A 20,374-nucleotide genomic window follows, 5' to 3' on the forward strand; every position below is an offset into this window, starting at 1 on the left:
AAGTAACTCCCGCCTCAAGCATAGCGATCAGTGCTTTTTTTTCATTGCTATTAGCATCGGTACTGAAAAACTGCACGGGAATCATTCGATTTAATTCAAAAGCCAGGTGCATTTTAATGGCATTATTTGTCGACTTATAGCAGGCCCATGTCATTGTTCTGAAGGCAGGAAATATCGAGCCATCGACTAAAATAAAGCGTCCAAGCGCTTTGATTTCTAGCACATCTAAAAAGGTCAACTGCTCAATCAATGTGATAAAAATTCACTGAAATATCTTGGGATCATAACGAATCAATGCTTCTGACTACATTGACTTCGAAGCCTGAACTAATTCAAGTTTTAATGCCTCTGGGGAGGTTTTAATCTCTGTTACCAAGAGGGCAATGGAGGGGATTTTTTTGATAATAGCGTAAATCAAATTCATCGTTAAAAAATACAGCGATAGCTTATAAAGTAAGCTGTCAGCATGCAGTTGATCTGCCTCTTTTTTAAGTATGGTTTGCAATGGGGCAGTTATATTATTGAATACCGTTTCTGTAGTCATCGTTACGCTAAAATTTACAAGCGTAGCTGATTTTTAAATATAGCAATATTTATGCCGAACGGTATTGGTCGCTGACACTAATACTGCTACCGCAAATGTAATTAATCTATAAGTTACAGTTAGATACGCAAATAATAAGATAAAGATCAAGCACTATTCTGGTAGAATTTTGAGTATTACAAAGTCTGATCAATAACTTAACCATGCCAGCTATTAAAAAAAACCGTATTCAGCAGCAAATTGACCGCTTCAAAAAGTCATTTTTGCAATCCCAAGGACTAGGTTCTGTTGACGTTTCACCTCAGCCATAAAAGCACCGAGGAAAATGATAGCATCCCCATGTAATTAATAGCTTTTTTCTCATATCGTGTAGCAATTCTGCGATAGTGCTTGAGCTTACCGAACATACATTCAATGGCATGCCGCTCCTTATAATGCCAATAATCGCACTCAATATCTTCTTTTCGGTTCGATTTAGGTGGGATAACCGCTTTTATTTCACGACTGGCTAACCACTCCCGCAACTCGTTCGTGTCGTAGGCTTTGTCTGCTAAAACGGCTGAAGCATTAACATTTTCCAATAAAGATATGGCTTGCTTGCATTCAGCCTCCTGCCCGCCTGTCAGGATAAATTTGATGGGCATGCCCAAGCCATCACAAAGCGCGTGAATCTTACAACCAAATCCACCTTTGGAGCGCCCAAGTGCTTCATTCTCAGCAGAACTATATGCCGCTCCAGCTGCGCAGGCATGTGCTCTAATAACTGAACCATCCATGGAAACATCTTGTAAATCAGCGTCTTCAGCAAGATGACAGAGAATTTCACCCCATATGCCATTGATACACCAACGTGAAAAACGCTTGAAGATGCTATTCCATTTACCATACGTTGACGGTAATACACGCCACTGTGCTCCCGTACGTAATATCCACAAAATGGCATTAACAAACTGCCTGCAAATATCGGGTAAACCGATATGAACTCCAGGCAATTTTTTTAAGCTTGCCAAAATACGAGTCCACTCTTCATCACTTAATGTTATCCGCTTCATTTCATTCAAAACGACTTATTCTACCGGATTGGTGAAACGTCAACAGAACCTAGGTGTTGAGGATTTTTTTCAGCCGACAGCATTACCAACATTATCGCCAATACCCCGCATAAACGCTCCTCGGTGTTCTTGCCCTTAGTCACGCTTAAAGCTTTCATTTTCCAAGTATTAAGTGATGACGGTTCCTGTAAACAGGCAGTGGCAGGCGTATTGATTGATCGTATCGTCGATGGACAATCAGCCAATACGGTTAACACGGGACCTTACTGTAAAGCCCGACAACGCTTACCACTAAAGGAACTCAGAGCAGCCACCACAGCTGCTGGTTTGCGTCTTCATAACCAGTCTCTGGCCGCGTGGCGATGGAAGAGTTATAAAGTTGTCCTTACTGATGGAGCAACGGTACAAATGCCAGATACACCAAAGAATCAGGCAGACTTTCCTCAGCTGGATAGTCAAAAGCCTGACTTAGGCTTTCCGATTGCTCGCATGGCTGTGTTGATTTCTTTGGCTGCAGGAACCGTGCTCGACTATAGCTTGGGAGCCTATTAAGGCAAGGGAGCTGGCTAAACATCTTTACTCAGTCAACTGTTTGGCAGCTTGTCAGCTGGCGACTTGCTGATGGCAGACCGCTATTGCTGTACCTTCGCCATTATTGCGCTCTTGCAGGCTCGTGAAATTCCTGTGCTATTTCCAATACATGCCCGGAAAAAAGTGGATTTCAGCTTGGATGTCCGCCTGGGTGGAAGAGATCATTTGATTGACTGGACGAAACCCAAACGGAAACCGGTATGGATGTCCAAGCAGGACTATAGCGACTTGCCGGAATCGATTACCGTCCGGGAGTTTGCGGTAAACGGCAGAATCTATTTGACCACCTTACTGAATGCAAAGGGCTTTCATAAGCAAGAGCTGGCTATGCTTTATAAGCAGCGCTGGAAAATTGCGCTGGATTTTCGTTCCATCAAAACCAATATGGGCATGGAAATATTACGGTGCAAAAAACCTGACATGGTAAGCAAGGAGATAGCTATCCACTTATTGGCATACAACATCATTCGTGGCAATTTGGCACAGGCAGCCAGCCTGCATGAGAAGATACCCCGCCAACTGAGTTTCAGGTCAGCAGTGCAACTGGTCATTCAAGCCGCCAAGCAGATGGTAGGCTTGACAGGGAACCAACTCATAAGCGCCTTGCGTGAATTATTAAAAGCGATGGCATCAACGGCCATTGGAAAACAAAAACGTAAGAGCCAGCCAAGGGCAGTCAAACGCCGACCAAAACCCTTTCCTTTGCTGATGGTGCCAAGAAACGAGGCATGTTTAAGCCTCTGACTTTGTTTTTTATATTTGCGGTAGCAGTATTAGTGTAAAGAGCCTTAAAGTCATAAAAATAATGACTTAGGGTTTATGTTTGCGATTAAGAGCAACCGTACCGTTTCAATTGAAAAAGGCGTTTGGCAGCAAGTTCAAAAGCTCAATATCCCGGAAAATGGCTTACTGGCCTGATTGAAGGACTATGGAAACGTTACGCTTTTTCGAACACAGCTAAAAGACCAACTGCGTCATTATGTGGTTTATCTACCCAACGAAGAAAAACTCAGCCAGTTTGATCGTCAAGCATTTGACCTTGAACATGAAAAGCATTGGCAAATCGAACAATATCATTGTGATATCAAACAGGTTTGTAATATCGAAAAGTTTCAAGTACTTGGTAAGTAGGCTACAAAGAATCATTTGTTTGCCGCTATTTATGGTTATGTTCAATTACAAAGACTTACGACAAATAAGACCATCATGAACTGTTACCAAATACACCATGAATTGTTCAAAAAGGTCGTCGCTACTTTCATTTCTGAATTTATCATTGGGAATGAAAGTTTAAACTCCTTTTTTTCATCTGCCGTCAATGCGTAACTTCTAAAAGTCTATAAAAATACTCCAACCTTAATTGAAGAATGTCAACTGTACTGTCGTAACTTCAAAATAGTTAAATGATAAATATACACTCTTCACTTATTTTTTTATTATAAGTACCTTAATATATTAATCAGGTAATCTTGACGATCTTGCATAGACAAAAACATAACAATATTGACATTGTTGAACTATCAAGTCATTTTATTGTAGCTGACACTTCTGAAGACCAAGAAAGCTTAAAATTTTTAATTACGAAGGCATGAAGTGGTTACATGTCAGCACTATCAGGGTCGTGGACGCAAAGAAAAGTTGACTAAAGCCCAGCAAATCCAATTGGTTCAATGGATAAAAGACAGGCCTGAAGCCAACGACTTTCATTGCGAAATATGGAACTGTGCGATGATTACCGAAGTCATTTGGTTAAAATTTGAGGTTCGTTATAACATGAACTACCTGTCCAGCTTGTTGAAAAAGTTGGGCTTAAGCTACCAGAAGGCCTGTTTTATCAGTGACCGCCAAGAGGAAGAAGCCTACCAGATAGCGAGAAAAAAGTAGCTGGAAGGAGCGTTACCGGCCATTTTTAAAAATGGCCAAAAAAGATGGTCGCTTGACGATTGAAAAGCTACCTGCATTTTCTCCTGACTATAATCCCATTGAGAAATCATGGAAAAATACCAAACGTGATTCGACCCACATGAAGTATTTTAAAACCTTTGAAGATCTTTATGATTCCGTTATATCGACCTTCAAAACATATCTGCAAGATGCCAGTGAAGTGTTGTGCGTGATAAAAAAAATGCGCGAGGATTTTGCGATTACTTCGTAATACATACCGTGGTGGGCTGGAAATTATTTATATGAGAAACTATAGCTCAATTTTACAACGATTAATTGAACTGAATCGTCTGAATACCACTTTTAAAATCTTTCCGATTCTACCTTCTACTTTAGATACATTGGATGCAAAATGAAGCCGATTATGCGAGATACGTTGATTGAAAACAGACAAAATACTAGACAATCTAAACTTACTCGTGTGCTTTTAATCGTAAATGAGCCAAACCAAGCTCAACGCATACAAATTTGCTTGCGACAATTTAAAGACATCCCTCTTGAAGTAATGAGGTCTGGAGCACCTGGAGAAGCACCCAAGAAATTTATCGATACCCGCTCACGAGATATGAGTTTTGAAGTAACATGGGTGATGTCGCTAGATGAGGCATTAAAAAAAATAGCTGAATTTCATTTCGACATCCTGGTTCTGGACTTATTACAGTTAGATCCACAAGGACTATCGGCTATTCGCCAGGCCAGAGCAGCCAATAATGCTTTACCAATTATTATGTTAATCAATAACGAAGATATTGATAGTAACCAACCAGGTGCCGATGACTACGTAGTAAAAGACGAGTCAGGTTATGAGGGTCTTATTCGTGTTATGCGCAATGTTTTGAATCGCATTAATAGTGAAGAAACATTTAACCCATTATTTGTGGCTGCATTAAAGGCGACCTCTAATGCTGTGCTTATTGCCAACAAAGATGCTCGTATCGAATGGATAAACCCGGCCTTTACCCAACTGACCGGCTACACTTTTCAGGAATCATTGGGGCAACTCCCTGTCGAGCTATTAAAATCCGATTTACACGATGGCTTATTTTACCAGCACATGTGGCAAAAGATTTTAAATGAAGAGCACTGGCAAGGGGAAATCGTTAACAAACGTAAGGATGGGAGTCTTTATAATGCTGATATGACTATATCTCCTGTACTTAATAAATATGGTGTATTGGCTGGCTATGTCCAGATTCAACGAGATATCACAGATAGCGTAGTACGCTTGGCAATATCTGAAGCTCTACAACAAAACAGTCCGCTTGAGGAACGCTTTAAAAAGGTTCTGAATATTATTTTTGATGTTAAGGCATTTAATTTACAACGTAAAGGCGGCGTATTTCTTCGTGTAAAAGGTGAAAATCATTTGACCTTGTTTGTAGCACAGGGAGAATTTAGTGCAGAGTTTATCGAAAAAGAAACATGTATTGGTTGTGGATCTTGCCTCTGCGGACGAGTAGCTATTTCAGGGAAAATACTTGTTTCCGACCATTGCTTCAATGATGCTCGTCATCAGCATAAATTCACTGATATGCAAGCACATGGTCATTTCATAATACCCATTACTTCTGGAGAAGAAGTATTGGGGGTATTATTTCTTTATACCGATCCCGATCCTCTGCAATCCGAAAGTCTCCTCGCCATGCTTAAGCAAGTTGGCGAAATGATGGCGCTCTCATTACGTCAAGAAGAAGCAAAAACAGCTCTGGAAATAGCGAGAGATATGGCCATGAAGACCTCATTGGTAAAAAGCGAATTTTTAGCCAATATGAGCCATGAAATTCGCACTCCAATGAATGGGGTATTAGGTATGCTGGATTTACTCTGTGAGACAAAAATGACGCCTACCCAGCGTGATTGGGCGACCACAGCACATAGCTCTGCGGAGGTTTTACTGGAAATTATTAACGATATTTTAGACTTGTCGAAGCTGGAAGCCGGAAAGTTTGAAGTAGAACAAGTTGATTTTAACCTGGTTGATCTGGTCGAGGATATTTGTGCTTTATTGGCTGGACGGGCCCATGTTAAAGGACTCGAATTAAACTGTTTATTACCTGTACCAATGCCATTAACCTGGCGAGGTGATCCCATGCGCATCAGGCAGGTATTGACTAATTTAATTGGCAATGCCGTGAAATTTACCGAACAGGGTGAGGTTTCTGTAAGAATTATCCTGCCATCCAGCACTGATAGCTTGGATGATCTTCGCTTTGAGGTTTGCGACACCGGCATAGGCGTTTCGATAGAAGCACAACCAGAATTATTTAAATCTTTTTCTCAGGAGGATAGTTCAACTTCACGTCGCTTCGGCGGTTCTGGCCTTGGACTATTCATCAGTAAAAAATTAGTAGATCTCATGGGTGGCACCATTGGCATGAACAGCGCTCCAAATTCAGGCTCCTGTTTTTGGTTTACTTTGCCACTGGAGCAGTGTAATAGCCAAGTAACGCCGGAATCATCTTACGATCTTTCCGGTAAGCGCACGCTGGTCGTTGACGATAACGCGACCAACCGAAACATACTGGTTAATTATTTAAGTAACTGGGGATTGGAGGTAAGCGAGGTCGATAATGGCGGCACGGCACTCATGCAATTACAGACTTCAGCTCTTCAGGGACTGACCTATGATTTAATCGTGCTGGATATGCATATGCCGGTGATGGACGGTTTGACCTTGGCAAAATGCCTGGTGCAAATTCCCGCGTTAGCGAGAATACCAATTATTTTATTATCATCAAGTGACCAACTTGATTTTGCCGACTATCAAAATACCGGGATTGTCCAACGCTTGCTCAAACCTGTTCGCCAACTACAACTCTTTGATGCGATTGCCAATGCCTTACAGCAAGTCTCAGAAACTACCTTGAAAACTGCGTTACCTGAAATTAAACTACCCAGCTATCACGACAAAAAAGTGCTTGTGGTAGAAGATAACAAAATCAATCAAAAAGTAATTATAGCGAGGCTGGCCAAATTTAATATTGTTCCTGATCTTGCTGAAAATGGCCAGTTAGCTTTGGTCAAGTTGACACAATGCTCATATGATTTAATTTTAATGGATTGCCATATGCCGGTTATGGATGGTTATATCGCCACTCGTGAACTACGACTATTGGAAGAAAGTAAAGGTTTACCTCGTCAAACAGTGATAGCACTAACCGCCAATGCCTTGGAAGGCGAACGTAAAAAATGCCTGGAGGCAGGAATGGATGACTATTTAACCAAGCCGATTATTTCCAAGCAATTAATAGAAATGTTGGCATATCGATTAGGACCACAACCTACGGAAAACACTTCAGCTTTAGGCGAAGAAAACGGGGCTTTGGCAGAGCCTCGGCATTTGGCTTGGAACAGAACTGTTACACTAGATCATTTAGAGGGTGATAACGACTTGTTGAATGAATTGATTGCGCTATTTTTAATAGAAAGTCCTAAACAGCTTTATGAATTATCACGTTTTCAAGCCGAAGGTAATATCACTGAACTCGCAAATGTTGCACATGCCATTAAAGGTACAATAGCCCATTTTTATGTCGCTACTGCAACAGACTGCGTCAGTATGCTGGAAAAAACAGCGCGTCGCGGTCAGGCAGCTGACTATCAAGGCATGATTGAATCAGTGATTAAGGCGGTGACGGATTTAATCAATATTCTGCAAACAGAACAAATAAGGTGATATCCAAGAATTAATATACCCAAGTAGCTCAGAATTTATGTTTATTAACTACGACTCCACATGAATGGCGAAAGGTAATCGCATCCTGAATAGCAATTTTTGGCATCAACAGTAGGCACATTATGAGATACAGGAGCAGTTATCGAGGTAAAAAAAATAGGTGCATAACTTGCTGAACAACTTTTTTGCCAACGCGGTAAATCACTGAAGTTCATCGCAAAAGCAATCCACATACTGTAATGGCAGTAATATCTATAAGGAAATCTAATGGCTATCGAAATTGAACACAAATTTTTACTTGTCAATAATAATTGGCGTGAACAGATTACTCACTCAGTTAAATATCGACAAGGATATTTAAGCTCTCAAGCAACCAGTTCCATCAGAGTCAGGATCAGCAATGATAATGCATGGTTAAATATTAAAAGCGCCACTATTGGGACTCACCGGCACGAATATGAATATGAAATTCCACTAGAAGATGCAAATGAAATCATCAATGATCTTTGCAAAAAACCTGTCATAGAAAAAACACGCCATTATGTAATTGATGATGGAAATACATGGGAGATAGATGAGTTTACTGGTGACAATAAAGGGTTAATCGTCGCTGAAATCGAGTTATCCGAGGTAGGTAAAAATTTTTCAAAACCTAACTGGATAGGTGATGAAGTTACCTACGATTTACGTTATTACAATAACAATCTTGCGATTTACCCTTACTCGGAATGGCTCGAAAACTAAATATCTGATTGGCCTATTTAAAAGATAAGCATTTTATCGCTATATTTGTTGTATGAAAAAATAACTTTTGTTACATTATCAATACTACCTAAATCCTGCAAGCCCTAAAAGTCAGGTAGCAATCTCTGTTTTTTATACTCAAATTTTATTTTTTAAATCCGCCAACGCGGTTTTGCCTATGTATTTATGGCACTTGACCCCTAAAGTGGACCCCATTGTCCAGACAATATTTAAGCCTAATTAAGAGGGCATCGATTCCGTTACAGCAGATTGGCGCTGTCCCACTTCTTCTTTTGAAGAAACCCGTTTGTCACTAAAATGATCAACTACTTTTACGCCGCCGCCGATGCCTGTCTGATAAACTTCATTGGGCGTTTTATAGCTCAATGCCTGGTGAAACCGCTCACTGTTATAGAATATAAAGTACGCGGTCAGACCCAACAACAGTTCAGGCACAATGACATAGTTTTTCGGGTAAATGTCCTCGTATTTGACACTACGCCATAGCCGTTCAACAAAAATATTGTCCAAGGCACGACCCCAACCGTCCATACTAATCTTACAGCTGTGTTCCAGTAATTTATTGACCCATAAGGTGCTGGTAAACTGCGATCCCTGATCGGTGTTAAAAATTTCTGGTGCGTCATATTGATTAAGCGCCTCAGTCAAACAGTCCAGGCAAAAACCAACATCCATGGTGTTTGAAACCTTCCACGCCAACACTTTACGACTGTACCAATCAATGATTGCGACCAGATACATAACGCCACGGTAATTGTCAATGTAGTTGTCGCCTCGACGGTTAAATCTTACTCTGGTTTGTTTTCTAAATAATCACTTCCTTGGTAGCATTTTTTTGTTTAGACCTTGTCTGGGTTAAGGTGGGCTGTCTGGATTTTTTCCCAATTACGGGAACTTCCAGTCCAGCGTTGCGGATGTTTAGCACGTGCTGCTTCGTAGACGACTTTACGGTTATCCAGAAGCTTGTCGTCCAAGCCTTCATGGCGTTGCGCTGGAGTAATAAACCGAATAGCGCTGTGACGATGCTCATGGTTGTACCATTCCACTAAGCTTGTGACCCACTGACGCGCTTCCGTAACATCGGCGAACGGCTTTAGCGGATAGTTAGGACGATATTTCAAGGTCTTAAACAACGATTCTGAGTACGGATTATCGTTGCTAACCGATGGCCGACTAAACGAAGGCATGACACCCAGTTGTTGCAAGGTCGCCAGCATAGTCGATCCCTTCATCGGACTGCCGTTGTCAGAATGCAGGATAAGCTGTTCTGCCTGTATCCCTTCACGATGACAGAGATCACGTAACAATTCGCCAGCCAAGGCGCTGTTTTCTTCTTCATACACCTGCCAACCGACGATCTTTCGGCTGAAAATATCAACAAATAGATACAGATAGAAAAACTGTCCACGGATCAGTGATGGCAGATAAGTAATGTCCCAACTGTACAGTTGATTAGGTGCTGTAGCACATGCCGCGCGTGGCTTTGTTCGTGTTTGAGCCGGACGTTCGCTACGCCGATGGGTAAGCTGTTTTTCCTCGCGCAGGATGCGATAGAAGGTCGACTCAGACGCCAGATAGCTACCTTGGTCGGCCAGTCGTGGCACGATCTGACTCGGTGGCAGATGACCAAATTCATCTGAATTAGCGACGATCAGCACCTCGGCACGCTCGATTGCTGTTAGTTTGTGTGGCGGTTGATAGTCACGCAAGGGGCGTTGATCGCAGTGAATCGTCTCACCTGTCTGCCAGCGTTGTAAGGTACGCTCACTAAGTCCTAATACTTCACAGGCTTTAGCTTGACGTGCTCCCGCAGTTACTGATTCATTAAGTAAAGCAATCACTTGTTCGCGCTCTTCGTGGCCAGTCATTCGACCTCTCCCCCCAAGAGCGCCCGGAACTTTTTTTGCAGTACCAACAGCGCTGCGGCTTCTGCTAAGGCTTTGTCTTTACGCAATAAATTGCGCTCAAGGCTTTGGACTTCTTCTTTCAATATACGCAGGACCCGCGCTTCTTCACGCTTGTCTACTAAGTCATCCTGGCGGCAGAAATCAGCTTTCCATTGTTCCAACTGATGAATAAAAACGCCGCGTTCACGACACCAGGCATTTAAGTCTTCACCGATCAAATTATAGGTTTTTTGTAAAGCAGTAAAGCGTTCTTCAGAGCTCCAATCTTCGGGACGCTTTGATTTTAGCGGTGCAAGTTTGACGTCCTGTTCCTTCTGTTTCATCCAAGCCTTCAAGGTTGTTAAATGGATATTCAATTCGTTTGCGACGGACTGAACTGATTGGTCATTACTACGATTGTATACTTTTACCAGGGCCTGCTCTCTGAAGCCTACTGAATACCTTTTATATTTTTTCATTTCTACTCTCAAATTTTATTTTTTCTTAAAAGTTGAGGCGACAACTATTCTGACGCAGGGGGCGCCATGCGCGAGTCGTATATAAGTTATATCCGTACTCCAGACCTGATTCGGTCGGACAATAGCTAATCCTCTGAGTAAATACGGATAAACCTTATGTTGCGGATGTTTTTTACTGGTATTAGGACCAGGCACCATGGCAACCAACCCCAGTATTTGCATCAAACGCTGCACTCGTTTTCGGTTCACGCCATGCCCTTGTCCGCGTAGCCAGACTGTCATTTTCCTGCTGCCATAAAAAGGATGGCGGGTATATTCTTCATCCAGCAAGCGCAGCAATAACAGCTCGTATTCATTCACAACTACTGTCTTGTTAGCGTAGACGGTGGATCGGGCAATACTCGCTAATTTACACTGCCGAACCAACGCCAGTTCATCATGGGGATCGATCCAGCTCTGTCTTTCGCTTAAAAACTGATTCCTGACTTTTTTCTAGTGCCCCGTGCGGGTATTAAGCCAGTCCAGTTCCATATTAAGCTGACCAATCTTGGCATACAATCGTACCGGATCGCTCTGAGGATCAAGGGGCTTCGAGCCACGCTTTACCTCAAACAGTTGGCTGGCATTTTCTAATAAGGCCTTCTTCCATAAACCAATTTGGGTAGGATGAACGCCATACTCTTGAGCAATCTCATTTACCGTTTTTTGCTCCTTCAAAGCTTCTAACGCTATTTTAGCTTTTTGTGCCCCCGTCAAAATCTTACGTTTTTTTCACTCATTCCTGTCTACTTTTTTTATGGAAGACACCATCTTAATCGACTGTCCGGATTTTGGGGTCCACTATAAAGCTGGAATTGATGCATGATACGGTCATCGGATTATTAATCAATAAAGTTGAGTTTGGACTTGATATTTACATATGATTACAGATTTCACCCACTACCCTTTTTCAATGGTGTTTATTAATGGCAATGTAAAGGCATTATATTTGGGGGGTATCATCCGACATATCAACGCTGATCAAGTACTAGTATTCATATTAGTTAATTAAATAATAACTTGGTGTTCTATCAGTTATCCCTTTCTGCTAATATAGCGACCTAATTACACAAAAATCCCCTTAACTTTACTTGGTAAAAAATTATGGCTTTTGTAGTCACTGAAAACTGTATTAAATGTAGATTTACTGATTGTGTCGATGTTTGCCCTGTCGACTGTTTTCATGAAGGCCCAAACTTCTTGGTTATAGATCCAGATGAATGCATTGATTGCACATTGTGTGAACCAGAATGTCCAGCTAATGCAATTTATGCAGAAGATGAATTACCTGAAGGACAAGAAATATTTATTAGCTTGAATGCTGAATTAGCCAAACAATGGCCTGTTATTACTGAAGTAAAATCACCATTACCTGATGCCGATGAATGGAATGGAAAAGCAGATAAATTAAAATTATTAGAAAAATAATAAAATAGCCTATCAATTGTTCGACGACAATTACCCTGTCCGGTCGGCGACAACTATCTTGATCGGTTGACCGATATGTAGGACAAGGGTGTATTTCAACTTTTTTGGAGTCCACCCTTGCCTGGAAAACGTATCACTCAACATCAAGAGAGTTTATATATGAACACACGTAAATCAGGAAAAAGCCAAGAAACCGCAGCAGCTAAAGCCGCCATTTCTGAGCGCTCCGGTCGAAGAATAAAAAAAAGTGAGCGACTATCGATTCATGGAGAACGTCATTGGCGTACTCGTGAAGATCCTTTGGAAAAAAAATTGGTGCCCTTTGCTAGGAGTTTGTCGGACTTAAGGTTGATGTTAGTTTTTTAGCGCTAAAAAGGCACAAAAGACAAACAGATTAAGTGAAATTACAGGTTTTTTGACATTATTTCCCTTGTTTAAGAATTCAAGACGCAAAGACGCTTTAGATTAAACGCCAGACACACCAGTATCCATTCACCTTGCACAGCGTCCAGACCCCGTAGCATGAAACGACGAAACCACATAATTTCTTTAATAATACCAAACACGGGCTCTACGGTAGATTTACGCTGAGCATAAAGTGCTTTGCCAACATCAGTCTTCATCCGGTGTGCCACCGAGTCAGCGTCTTTCTGCGCGTCAGGTGCCTTGGCAAAGTGTTCCTCCAACGTTGGATTGTGATGTTGGCGGCCATTGGGCATATAAGGTTCAATGCCTGCTTTCTCGAAATGTTGGGTGTTATCTTTGCTGAAATAGCCACTATCGGCTGCCACTTTGGTGATGGTTCCGAGTCCGTCCGGCAAACCGGCAAGCACTTGCAAGGCAGGTGCAACTTCTTGTTTATCGTTGGTGTTCTGGCTTACGTGTTGGCCCACGATCAACATCGTCGCCATGTCCACAGAGGCCTGTGCATTGAAAGCCTACTCAAAGCCACTCGCCGTTGGCATAATGCGTGAGTCACCGTCGGTAAAGTTGGCTTGCTCTTGTGCGTGGCGCTTGGCGGCACGCAATTCCAATTCGCCTTTGACTTCCGTAATCTTTTCTAACCGCTCTTCCCGCCGTTGTAACCTTGGCCGTTTTCAGACTCGGCGCGATTGATCAACTCCGCAACTTCGGTATGTAGTTGCGCTGTAAGCATCCAGCGCGACCGTCTACTCCTAAATTTTATTCTGTGAATTAACCTCTACCGACACAGCAGGAAATGGTAACAATTCATCAATACGGCTATTGGGCCAGGTTGGCAGTTTTTCCAAGGTATTTTTTAGCCATGCCTCAGGGTTTAATCCATTGAGTTTCGCGGTGCCCAATAAGCTCTGAATAGCAGCGGCTCTTTGCCCAGCAAGTTCTGAGCCGGCAAACAGCCAGTTCTTTTTTCCTAGCGCAATGGGGCGGATGACGTTTTCAACAGGATTATTGTCAATGGGCAGATGTCCTGTTTCAGCATAACGAATGAAACTCGCCCAACGCCGCAAGGTGTAATCCATCGCTTTGGCAGACGAGCCTCCGTTAGCGGTTTTAGAACGAGTTGAGATCAGCCATTGATGTAGCTCCGTTAATACCGGCAGGCTTTTAGCCTTTCGGTACTGTTTACGGGCAGCACAATCAATATCCATGGTTTCTGCTTCAATCGCATATAGCTGACCAATGCTTCTTTTGCCATTGGACTCTGATTGGCCTTATGCAAGTCAAAGAATTTCCGATGCGCATGTGCCCAGCACCCCAATTCGATACAGGGCATTACCGTTTGCTTGGCATTAAACGAGGCCTTATAACCGCTGTAATCATCTACCATCAGGTGACCATTCCATTCACCCAGGAATCGGCGACAATGTATTCCACCTCTGCCGTCCCGATAGTCGAAGACGATGATGCGCGGCCCCGATTGTAAATCATTACTACGGTAAGCCCACAGATAAGCTTTTTTGGTCTTGCCGCGCCCTGGATCAAGTTGCGATACCGAGGTGTCGAGTCACCCAAGGGATCTTCCCCCTCAGGTGCTCACGGAACCGTACGTGAACCTCTCGATTCATACGGCTCTTCCTATCCAGTCAATTTCATACCATAAAATAATCGCCAGTGTGCAAACAAATCAGGCTGACTCCGGGCTACGCCCAGCAACCAATTCTCTGCTCGCTGTCGGTGTCCACGAAAGTGTTTAAACTTCCGCGCTGCCCACAAAACAAGTTTCCGATTCAAATGTCTCCAAACCGGATTTAATGCCGATCGATAGAACACCCCGTAATACGCTATCCAACCGCGTATCACAGCATTAAACATCCTTGCCAAATCGTGCAGACTCTTATCACTTTTCTTCTGGAGCGCCCACCCTCGAACTTCCTGGCGTATCGCTTTGGCTGCTTTATTACTGATAGCCGGAACAAAGCCGGTGAATAAGCCACCTTCTTTGCTTTTCGCTCCACGAGGCCTGAAGGTGAACCCTAGAAAATCAAACGAAACGTCCGGGTAATCCTCTTTACACCGATAGTTTTTACAGTACACCACACGGGTCTTCAAAGGATGCAGCTCAAGTCCACAGACTGCAAACCGTTCTTGCAACACCTGTTTTAGCCTTTCCGCCTGCTCTCAACTCCGACAATGTAGAACACCATCATCGGCATAGCGCTCAAACGGAATTTCGGGATAGTGCCTCTGCATCCACATATCAAATGTGTAATGCAGAAACAAATTAGCCAACAAGGGGCTAGCAACTCCACCTTGCGGGGTTCCCCGGTCTCTAAGGCTGTAGTGTGCCATCCGCCATCTGCACGGGTGTTTTCAGCCAACGCTCAATATATAGCAACACCCATTTTTCCTGGGTATGCTTACGTACTGCACGCATGAGTAGATCATGGTCGATATTATCAAAATAACCCTTAATATCGAACTCTAGCACCCAATTGTATGTCTAGCAGCGCTTCCGCGTCACAGACAATGCCTGATGTGCTGATCTTCCTGGCCGGTATCCATAGGAATCAGGATGGAAGTGCTTCTCCAATTCCGGCTCCAGTACCTGCTTGACCACCGTTTGGGCGATTCGATCCGTCACCGTTGGAATGCCCAAAGGACGGGTTCCTCCATTGGCTTTGGGAATTTCGACGCGCTTGACCGGCGTAGGCTGATAGCTGCCTGATGCCATCCGATTCCATAGCTTATAGAGATTGTTACCAAGATCCTGGTCAAACTTCTCCAGTGTCTGTGCATCAACTCCCGCTCCGCCACGGTTTGCTTTTACTCGTTTGTAAGCTTCCCACACCTGATGTTTGGTAATAGGAAACGATTTTGCCGGGTTCAATAGAATCCTCCTGTTGCCAGTTGTTTTATCGTTCCAAGCCAGATAGGGCAACCTCTTTGCTCCAGTGCCATTACAGCCCCTTCATCACTACTACAGGTTGCTCCGTCCCTGTACTCCACATTGGTACTCTCACACTTGGGATGCTCCCCCTTGTGTTTCTCCCTTAGCATCGGAGTGACAGGTTCCCACGTTCCACACAAGAGCCCGGATCGCACTCTCGCCACCTCCATGCCGGATGCCGAATGCCGACCGGGCCGTCAACAGGCACCTCCCGGACTTATCCTGCGGTAACGAAACCTCCGCAGTTTTGACATCGTCTCCACGTTTCGACACGTCATCAGTGGTTCACTTGCGTTCGACTTTACGACCCATACCTGACCAAATCGAGTTTGGCCTTTTCCTATCTCGCTCACCACAACGCCTCTTAAACGTTGCAGCAGTAGGTGGTTTGAAGCCTCCGCCTGTACGGCGACTTCGAGGGACCTACCCTCATCTCTTGTGCAGCATAGCTGCACGGGGGATTTTCACCCCCAATGCGCCTTCGTGGCACACTTTCGTCGGCATGCAAGGTATTGCCCTGCAACAAATGCCAAGCCAATCGATCAACCAAGGGTTGTAATGTCACTCCCAGCTTACCGACCCAATCAGCCAAGGTTGAGCGTGATAAGGTTACTTTTTGCCGACCGGCGATCTGTTCAATGCGGTACAGTGGTAAATGATCAACGTATTTATTAATGAGTACCCACGTCAGCAGACCCACTGTTGCCATGCCGCCATTAATAACCGCTGCCGGAATCGGTGCAGCGATGATGGTTTCGCAGTTCTTACAAGCATATTGGGGACGGATGTGACGATGAACGGTAAATACAGCCGGCACGACGTCTAATTGTTCGGTGACATCTTCACGAATCTTGATTAAGTCACTGCCACATTGCCCACACTGGCAAGAATCGGGCTCGTGCCGAAACTCAATACGAGGCAAATGCTCGGGTAATGGTTGGCGTCCAGCACGGGGCCGTTTAGGTTTACAATCCGTGTCGACAGGCGCAGTGGCGCTTAACTGTTCAAGTGCCGCCTCAGCAGCGGCGACGTCTTCGTTCCAAGACTCCTCAAACAGATCCTTTTGTAGCTGACTAAAGGCTTCGGTTTTGGCGCCGTATCTGATCCTGCGTAGATAGGACAGCTCATAAGTTAATGCTTGGATTTTATCTTCTTTGCTTTGAAGCTCAACTGTTTTACGTTGAATTTCTTGCGCATCTTTCTTAGCCTGTTCGAGCAGCGCACGAACCATTTCTGCCACCTGAGTTTTAGAGGCGTTTTCGAGGTCAAACTGTTCAAATTGGCTAAGTGATTTCAAGGTGGTATTATAACAAATAAAGCCATGAAAGCCTCGTTATTGCTGGGCTACAGCGAAAAAAATAGCTTACTGAAGAGTTATTGTCTACATCTGTAAATCTGCTGGCAGGATGGCCGACAAGCGCTGCCAGTTCACCCCGGCAATTAACCATTGCCATTGCTCAAACGTCACCGAAAAACAGGTGTCTGTAGACTTTGGCCAAACGAAACCACCTTCATGTAAACGACGTTGACACAGCCACACGCCAGTACCATCCCAGAGTAGCACTTTGATGGGGGTGTGCCCAAACCGCCGAAAATTCCGGCGAGTCTTTAGCAAGCGTAACAACCCCATTATTCCAACTCCAATTTGGCTACAATCGCATCAAGGTCTATGCTCTGCCCACTATCTCTGAAGGCATAGTGGCCGTTAAAATGAATATTCCGTCAGGCCGCTGGAGAGACTTTCTTGATGAGCGCCAAAATTTTCAGTTTGGGGGACGCTTCATACTTGTCGAGTATCCGTGACAGGATAGCGGAATTATAATAAATGATCGCGTTTGCGATTAGCCGTCCACATTCGTTACTGATTTCAATATCCAGATCCGTCCTGCCAGTGAGTTCCTTTTTGCCGCCAACCTGCGCGATTGCTGCTCGCAGTTGGTGATAGGATTCGATCCGGTTTTGCGAACGATGCGAGTTGCGCTCGATTTGTGGGTCGCGCAGGTAACGCAATGTGTAGATGCTGCGGATCAGCTTATCGAACTCAAAGACCCCGCTACGGGTTGGGTTTGATTGCGTGTAGGTACATAATTTCCGAATCAGTGTGCTTTGAGTCATCTCTTTGACCCCCAGAGTGGCCACGATCTGGTCGATATTGGATTTCTCGTCTAGAACCGCCTTCAAGTCGATACTCCCAACAGGCTGAATCAGATATTTCTCGTATTGCACAGGATCACCGCAGTAATAAAGATTCTTCAATTGTACCTCAAGGCTGTCAATGACCAACAGAATTGAGCCATTTTCGGCCATTAATATGGAGCCACTTTTCCAGAGAAAAATCACTTATTCAGCCTTGATTTCAGTCGATAACTTTCCCCTCCCAACATAAAAATGTGTGAATGATGGATAATTCTGTCAACGATAGGCACGGCGATATTGCCATAAAAAAAGAACTCTCCCCAATGGGTAAATTCCTTATTTGTGGTCAAGATGATTGACCGATATTCATACAGGGCATTAATCAGCTGAAACAGGTTGTGCATGCCATTTTTATTCATCGGCAGATAGCCTAGTTCGTCGATGATTAACAGGTCAAACTTGAGTAGCTGATTAATCTTCTTTTTCAGTTCACCTTTTAATTCCGCCAGTTCCAGCACTTCAATCAAGGTCAACGCCGTACTGAAACAGACCTTGTAACCAGCCTCTATGGCTTTAACGCCCAGGCCAATTGTCAGGTGTGTCTTGCCGACGCCAGGCGAGCCAATGAACACCACGTTTTCTCGGTTATCAATGAAGCCAAAGTCCAGCAGACTGTTGATCTCCCGTTTACTGATGGTAGCTTGGAAGTCGTAATCAAAGTTATCCAAACTTTTATGCACGGGAAAGCCTGCCCGCCGTTTATTTTGTTCAATACGTTTAGTCTTCCCCTCCTGTTGCTCACGTTCAATCAACGTTTCGGCAAAGTGCAGATAAGAGACGGCATTGGTTTCGGCTTTTCCAAGCATCTGTTCGAGTCCCTGGGCAATCGCCGAAAAATGCAAACCACGATATTTCTGGGCGACGCTATCAATGGACGACATAGTGCTCTCCCTGTCCGCCAGACTGGCCATTAAGCACCGCATAATGCGCCAACGCACTGACCGAGACTGACGCGGGTTGACTAGTCGTTGTCGCCGCCAAGCGCTCAGGATGTTGTTGATAAGCGTCCAGGGTGTCACGCAACTGCGTCGCCGTTAAACGGGGCGCGATCAAAATACGTTCTAACAATTCAGTGCTGATATCGCCAAACTACGCGGTATGTGTCGCGATGACTTGCTTGGCACCCAATAACTGATCCTTATAGATTTTAGGCGAGGTTGCCTTTAATAGCACACATAAGCGTTGGCTGGCAGGGACTCCCAATTGCTGTTCCAATGCGGCTTCCAAGGTCTCTATACGCTGCTTCATATCCCGATAATGATGGGTGTACTTAATGATCTGGCCTTTCTCCAGACTGATAACATGTTCGGCAATCCGATCGCCGCTGGTAAGATCATTAATCAGCAGTTGTCCGGCATCAGCCGATACGCCTACTTTTGCCGATTGATAGGCCATGGGTACCGAGTATTTATTTGATTGCCAGGAAATCAGACTGGTTTTATCAACCTGTCGGGTTTCCTGTACTATCGACTTAGCCAGTAAGCAAGTAGGCGTTAAATACGGCTGCATTTAATTTTTTCTTCGCTGTCATAATGTGTCCATGGTTGCTGACCAGTAGTACCATGCAGACGTTTGTTTGCCACCGTATCGAGCCAATCCGCCATATACATTTCCAGGCTTTTCCAGTCTTTAAAGGTTTCACCATAAAGCCCGTTTTGCTTCACGTATTTGACGCCGGACTCGACCTTACCTTTGCTTTCAGGGTCATAACCCTCACAGGCGCGAATATGGAACCCTGCGCCAGTAGCGTATTGATGAAAGCGTTGGTTTAGCTCTAATTCACGGAAGATTTCATGGATGACGACCAGTTTGGTTTGATCGTAAACGCATTCTTGTGGCATGCCGCCAAAATAACGAAAAGCAGCGTCATGCTGGTAAATTAACGCTTGTGTATCAATGGGCTGAGCTGATATTGATACATGCATCAGTCGGGAATAAGACAGAACAAATACCATGAAGTACACCGTCGTCTCTTTGCCGCCAATCATTACCCCACGCAATTCACCGCCATCAACCTGACATTGCACACCTGGCACCATATCAACCACTGGCTCGTAATAACGCGGTTGCTTAAAGCTGATTTCAGCCTTTAACGCTTCAATATAGCGGCGCACCGAACGATCAGAAACCGCCAAAGAATCAACCTTGTCCTTTAACTTACGCATGACTTCCACAGCTGACAAGTTCGGATAAGTTTGCAGCAACTGAATAATATAGACACGGTAGGCATCCAGCTTTTTGGTTCTGGCCATCTCATCAAGTTGACCGGCTATCTGGGTCTCGGACCTATGCAGATATTTGCTCACGGTATTGCGTGACAAACCCAGCTCTTTGGCAATCTTACGCTCGGTCAAGCCGTTGCCGTTATCGTATAACGATTTGATCTTATGGATCACAATCCACT

The 20,374-nt window shown here is 44.1% G+C and carries 16 protein-coding genes and 7 pseudogenes; 8 read left to right on the plus strand and 15 right to left on the minus strand.

What is annotated here, in order from left to right; all coding sequences use genetic code 11:
- Window positions 1-304: 304 nt before the first annotated feature.
- Together KKZ03_RS02840 and KKZ03_RS02845 are read right to left on the minus strand one after the other, a co-directional pair.
- Window positions 305-544 (minus strand): hypothetical protein, encoded by a 240-nt coding sequence (locus KKZ03_RS02840; protein WP_243219911.1) that lies wholly within the window; start codon window positions 542-544, stop codon window positions 305-307.
- Between the two features lie 296 nt (window positions 545-840).
- Window positions 841-1,596: an IS5 family transposase gene (locus tag KKZ03_RS02845; protein WP_243217187.1), complete on the minus strand. Its 756-nt coding sequence runs from the start codon at window positions 1,594-1,596 to the stop codon at window positions 841-843.
- Between the two features lie 123 nt (window positions 1,597-1,719).
- Here KKZ03_RS02845 and KKZ03_RS02850 point away from each other — a divergent pair, with 123 nt between their 5' ends.
- The 6 genes from KKZ03_RS02850 to KKZ03_RS02875 all read left to right on the plus strand — a co-directional run bounded on the left by KKZ03_RS02850 (window position 1,720) and on the right by KKZ03_RS02875 (window position 8,551).
- Window positions 1,720-2,148: a hypothetical protein gene (locus KKZ03_RS02850; protein ID WP_243219912.1), complete on the plus strand. Its 429-nt coding sequence runs from the start codon at window positions 1,720-1,722 to the stop codon at window positions 2,146-2,148.
- A 48-nt stretch (window positions 2,149-2,196) separates the two neighbouring features.
- Complete coding sequence (locus KKZ03_RS02855; protein WP_371744804.1) at window positions 2,197-2,931, plus strand: transposase; 735 nt, start codon at window positions 2,197-2,199, stop codon at window positions 2,929-2,931.
- Between the two features lie 849 nt (window positions 2,932-3,780).
- Window positions 3,781-4,071 (plus strand): winged helix-turn-helix domain-containing protein, encoded by a 291-nt coding sequence (locus tag KKZ03_RS02860; RefSeq protein ID WP_243219914.1) that lies wholly within the window; start codon window positions 3,781-3,783, stop codon window positions 4,069-4,071.
- Between the two features lie 31 nt (window positions 4,072-4,102).
- Complete coding sequence (locus KKZ03_RS02865) at window positions 4,103-4,342, plus strand: transposase (protein WP_243219915.1); 240 nt, start codon at window positions 4,103-4,105, stop codon at window positions 4,340-4,342.
- A gap of 141 nt (window positions 4,343-4,483) precedes the next feature.
- Complete coding sequence (locus KKZ03_RS02870; protein WP_243219916.1) at window positions 4,484-7,807, plus strand: response regulator; 3,324 nt, start codon at window positions 4,484-4,486, stop codon at window positions 7,805-7,807.
- 267 nt (window positions 7,808-8,074) lie between these two features.
- Window positions 8,075-8,551: a CYTH domain-containing protein gene (locus tag KKZ03_RS02875; RefSeq protein WP_243219917.1), complete on the plus strand. Its 477-nt coding sequence runs from the start codon at window positions 8,075-8,077 to the stop codon at window positions 8,549-8,551.
- 315 nt (window positions 8,552-8,866) lie between these two features.
- Here KKZ03_RS02875 and KKZ03_RS02880 read toward each other — a convergent pair.
- The 3 pseudogenes from KKZ03_RS02880 to KKZ03_RS02890 form a co-directional block, all read right to left on the minus strand.
- Window positions 8,867-9,337 (minus strand): annotated as a pseudogene (locus KKZ03_RS02880) (transposase); the annotation flags it as partial.
- 74 nt (window positions 9,338-9,411) lie between these two features.
- Window positions 9,412-10,937, minus strand: a pseudogene (locus tag KKZ03_RS02885) (IS3 family transposase).
- A gap of 63 nt (window positions 10,938-11,000) precedes the next feature.
- Window positions 11,001-11,696 (minus strand): annotated as a pseudogene (locus KKZ03_RS02890) (IS3 family transposase); the annotation flags it as partial.
- Window positions 11,697-12,080: 384 nt separating this feature from the next.
- Between KKZ03_RS02890 and fdxA the strand changes: the two are divergent.
- Together fdxA and KKZ03_RS02900 are read left to right on the plus strand one after the other, a co-directional pair.
- Window positions 12,081-12,404, plus strand: a complete 324-nt coding sequence (fdxA, locus tag KKZ03_RS02895) for a ferredoxin FdxA (RefSeq protein WP_243219918.1) — start codon at window positions 12,081-12,083, stop codon at window positions 12,402-12,404.
- A gap of 159 nt (window positions 12,405-12,563) precedes the next feature.
- On the plus strand, window positions 12,564-12,770 hold the full coding sequence (locus KKZ03_RS02900; RefSeq protein ID WP_243221758.1) for a hypothetical protein: 207 nt from the start codon (window positions 12,564-12,566) through the stop codon (window positions 12,768-12,770).
- A gap of 68 nt (window positions 12,771-12,838) precedes the next feature.
- On the opposite strand, the pseudogene KKZ03_RS02905 reads toward KKZ03_RS02900, so the two are convergent.
- The 10 genes and pseudogenes from KKZ03_RS02905 to istA all read right to left on the minus strand — a co-directional run.
- A pseudogene (locus tag KKZ03_RS02905) lies at window positions 12,839-13,327 on the minus strand (transposase); the annotation flags it as partial.
- 252 nt (window positions 13,328-13,579) lie between these two features.
- Window positions 13,580-14,388, minus strand: a pseudogene (locus tag KKZ03_RS02910) (IS66 family transposase); the annotation flags it as partial.
- Between the two features lie 74 nt (window positions 14,389-14,462).
- Window positions 14,463-14,981 (minus strand): group II intron maturase-specific domain-containing protein, encoded by a 519-nt coding sequence (locus KKZ03_RS02915; protein ID WP_243217617.1) that lies wholly within the window; start codon window positions 14,979-14,981, stop codon window positions 14,463-14,465.
- A 24-nt stretch (window positions 14,982-15,005) separates the two neighbouring features.
- The gene (locus KKZ03_RS21765) at window positions 15,006-15,176 is read right to left on the minus strand and encodes a reverse transcriptase domain-containing protein (protein ID WP_256451976.1); all 171 of its coding nucleotides are present in this window, start codon (window positions 15,174-15,176) and stop codon (window positions 15,006-15,008) included.
- A 151-nt stretch (window positions 15,177-15,327) separates the two neighbouring features.
- On the minus strand, window positions 15,328-15,714 hold the full coding sequence (locus tag KKZ03_RS21955; RefSeq protein WP_371744743.1) for a reverse transcriptase domain-containing protein: 387 nt from the start codon (window positions 15,712-15,714) through the stop codon (window positions 15,328-15,330).
- A 424-nt stretch (window positions 15,715-16,138) separates the two neighbouring features.
- On the minus strand, window positions 16,139-17,071 hold the full coding sequence (locus KKZ03_RS02925; RefSeq protein WP_243219920.1) for a transposase: 933 nt from the start codon (window positions 17,069-17,071) through the stop codon (window positions 16,139-16,141).
- Window positions 17,072-17,155: 84 nt separating this feature from the next.
- Window positions 17,156-17,404: an IS66 family insertion sequence element accessory protein TnpB gene (tnpB, locus tag KKZ03_RS02930; RefSeq protein WP_243219921.1), complete on the minus strand. Its 249-nt coding sequence runs from the start codon at window positions 17,402-17,404 to the stop codon at window positions 17,156-17,158.
- A pseudogene (locus tag KKZ03_RS02935) lies at window positions 17,404-18,045 on the minus strand (Tn3 family transposase); the annotation flags it as partial. The gene tnpB and the pseudogene KKZ03_RS02935, both read right to left, overlap by 1 nt.
- A gap of 65 nt (window positions 18,046-18,110) precedes the next feature.
- Window positions 18,111-18,851, minus strand: coding sequence for an IS21-like element helper ATPase IstB (gene istB / locus KKZ03_RS02940; protein WP_243219922.1), 741 nt, complete (start codon window positions 18,849-18,851; stop codon window positions 18,111-18,113).
- Window positions 18,838-20,366: pseudogene (istA, locus tag KKZ03_RS02945) on the minus strand (IS21 family transposase). The gene istB and the pseudogene istA overlap by 14 nt, the downstream one beginning before the upstream one ends.
- Window positions 20,367-20,374 lie beyond the last annotated feature (8 nt).

The sequence above is a fragment of the Methylobacter sp. S3L5C genome, from assembly GCF_022788635.1.
Lineage (GTDB): Bacteria > Pseudomonadota > Gammaproteobacteria > Methylococcales > Methylomonadaceae > Methylobacter_C.

Bases quoted from the DNA above. Each gene is read 5' to 3' on its own strand.
- istB (WP_243219922.1), bottom strand. From the start codon at position 18,851: ATGTCGTCCATTGATAGCGTCGCCCAGAAATATCGTGGTTTGCATTTT.
- fdxA (WP_243219918.1), top strand. From the start codon at position 12,081: ATGGCTTTTGTAGTCACTGAAAACTGTATTAAATGTAGATTTACTGAT.
- tnpB (WP_243219921.1), bottom strand. From the start codon at position 17,404: ATGGGGTTGTTACGCTTGCTAAAGACTCGCCGGAATTTTCGGCGGTTT.
- KKZ03_RS02840 (WP_243219911.1), bottom strand. From the start codon at position 544: ATGACTACAGAAACGGTATTCAATAATATAACTGCCCCATTGCAAACC.
- KKZ03_RS02875 (WP_243219917.1), top strand. From the start codon at position 8,075: ATGGCTATCGAAATTGAACACAAATTTTTACTTGTCAATAATAATTGG.
- KKZ03_RS21765 (WP_256451976.1), bottom strand. From the start codon at position 15,176: ATGGCACACTACAGCCTTAGAGACCGGGGAACCCCGCAAGGTGGAGTT.
- KKZ03_RS02870 (WP_243219916.1), top strand. From the start codon at position 4,484: ATGAAGCCGATTATGCGAGATACGTTGATTGAAAACAGACAAAATACT.
- KKZ03_RS02865 (WP_243219915.1), top strand. From the start codon at position 4,103: ATGGCCAAAAAAGATGGTCGCTTGACGATTGAAAAGCTACCTGCATTT.
- KKZ03_RS02845 (WP_243217187.1), bottom strand. From the start codon at position 1,596: ATGAAGCGGATAACATTAAGTGATGAAGAGTGGACTCGTATTTTGGCA.
- KKZ03_RS02900 (WP_243221758.1), top strand. From the start codon at position 12,564: ATGAACACACGTAAATCAGGAAAAAGCCAAGAAACCGCAGCAGCTAAA.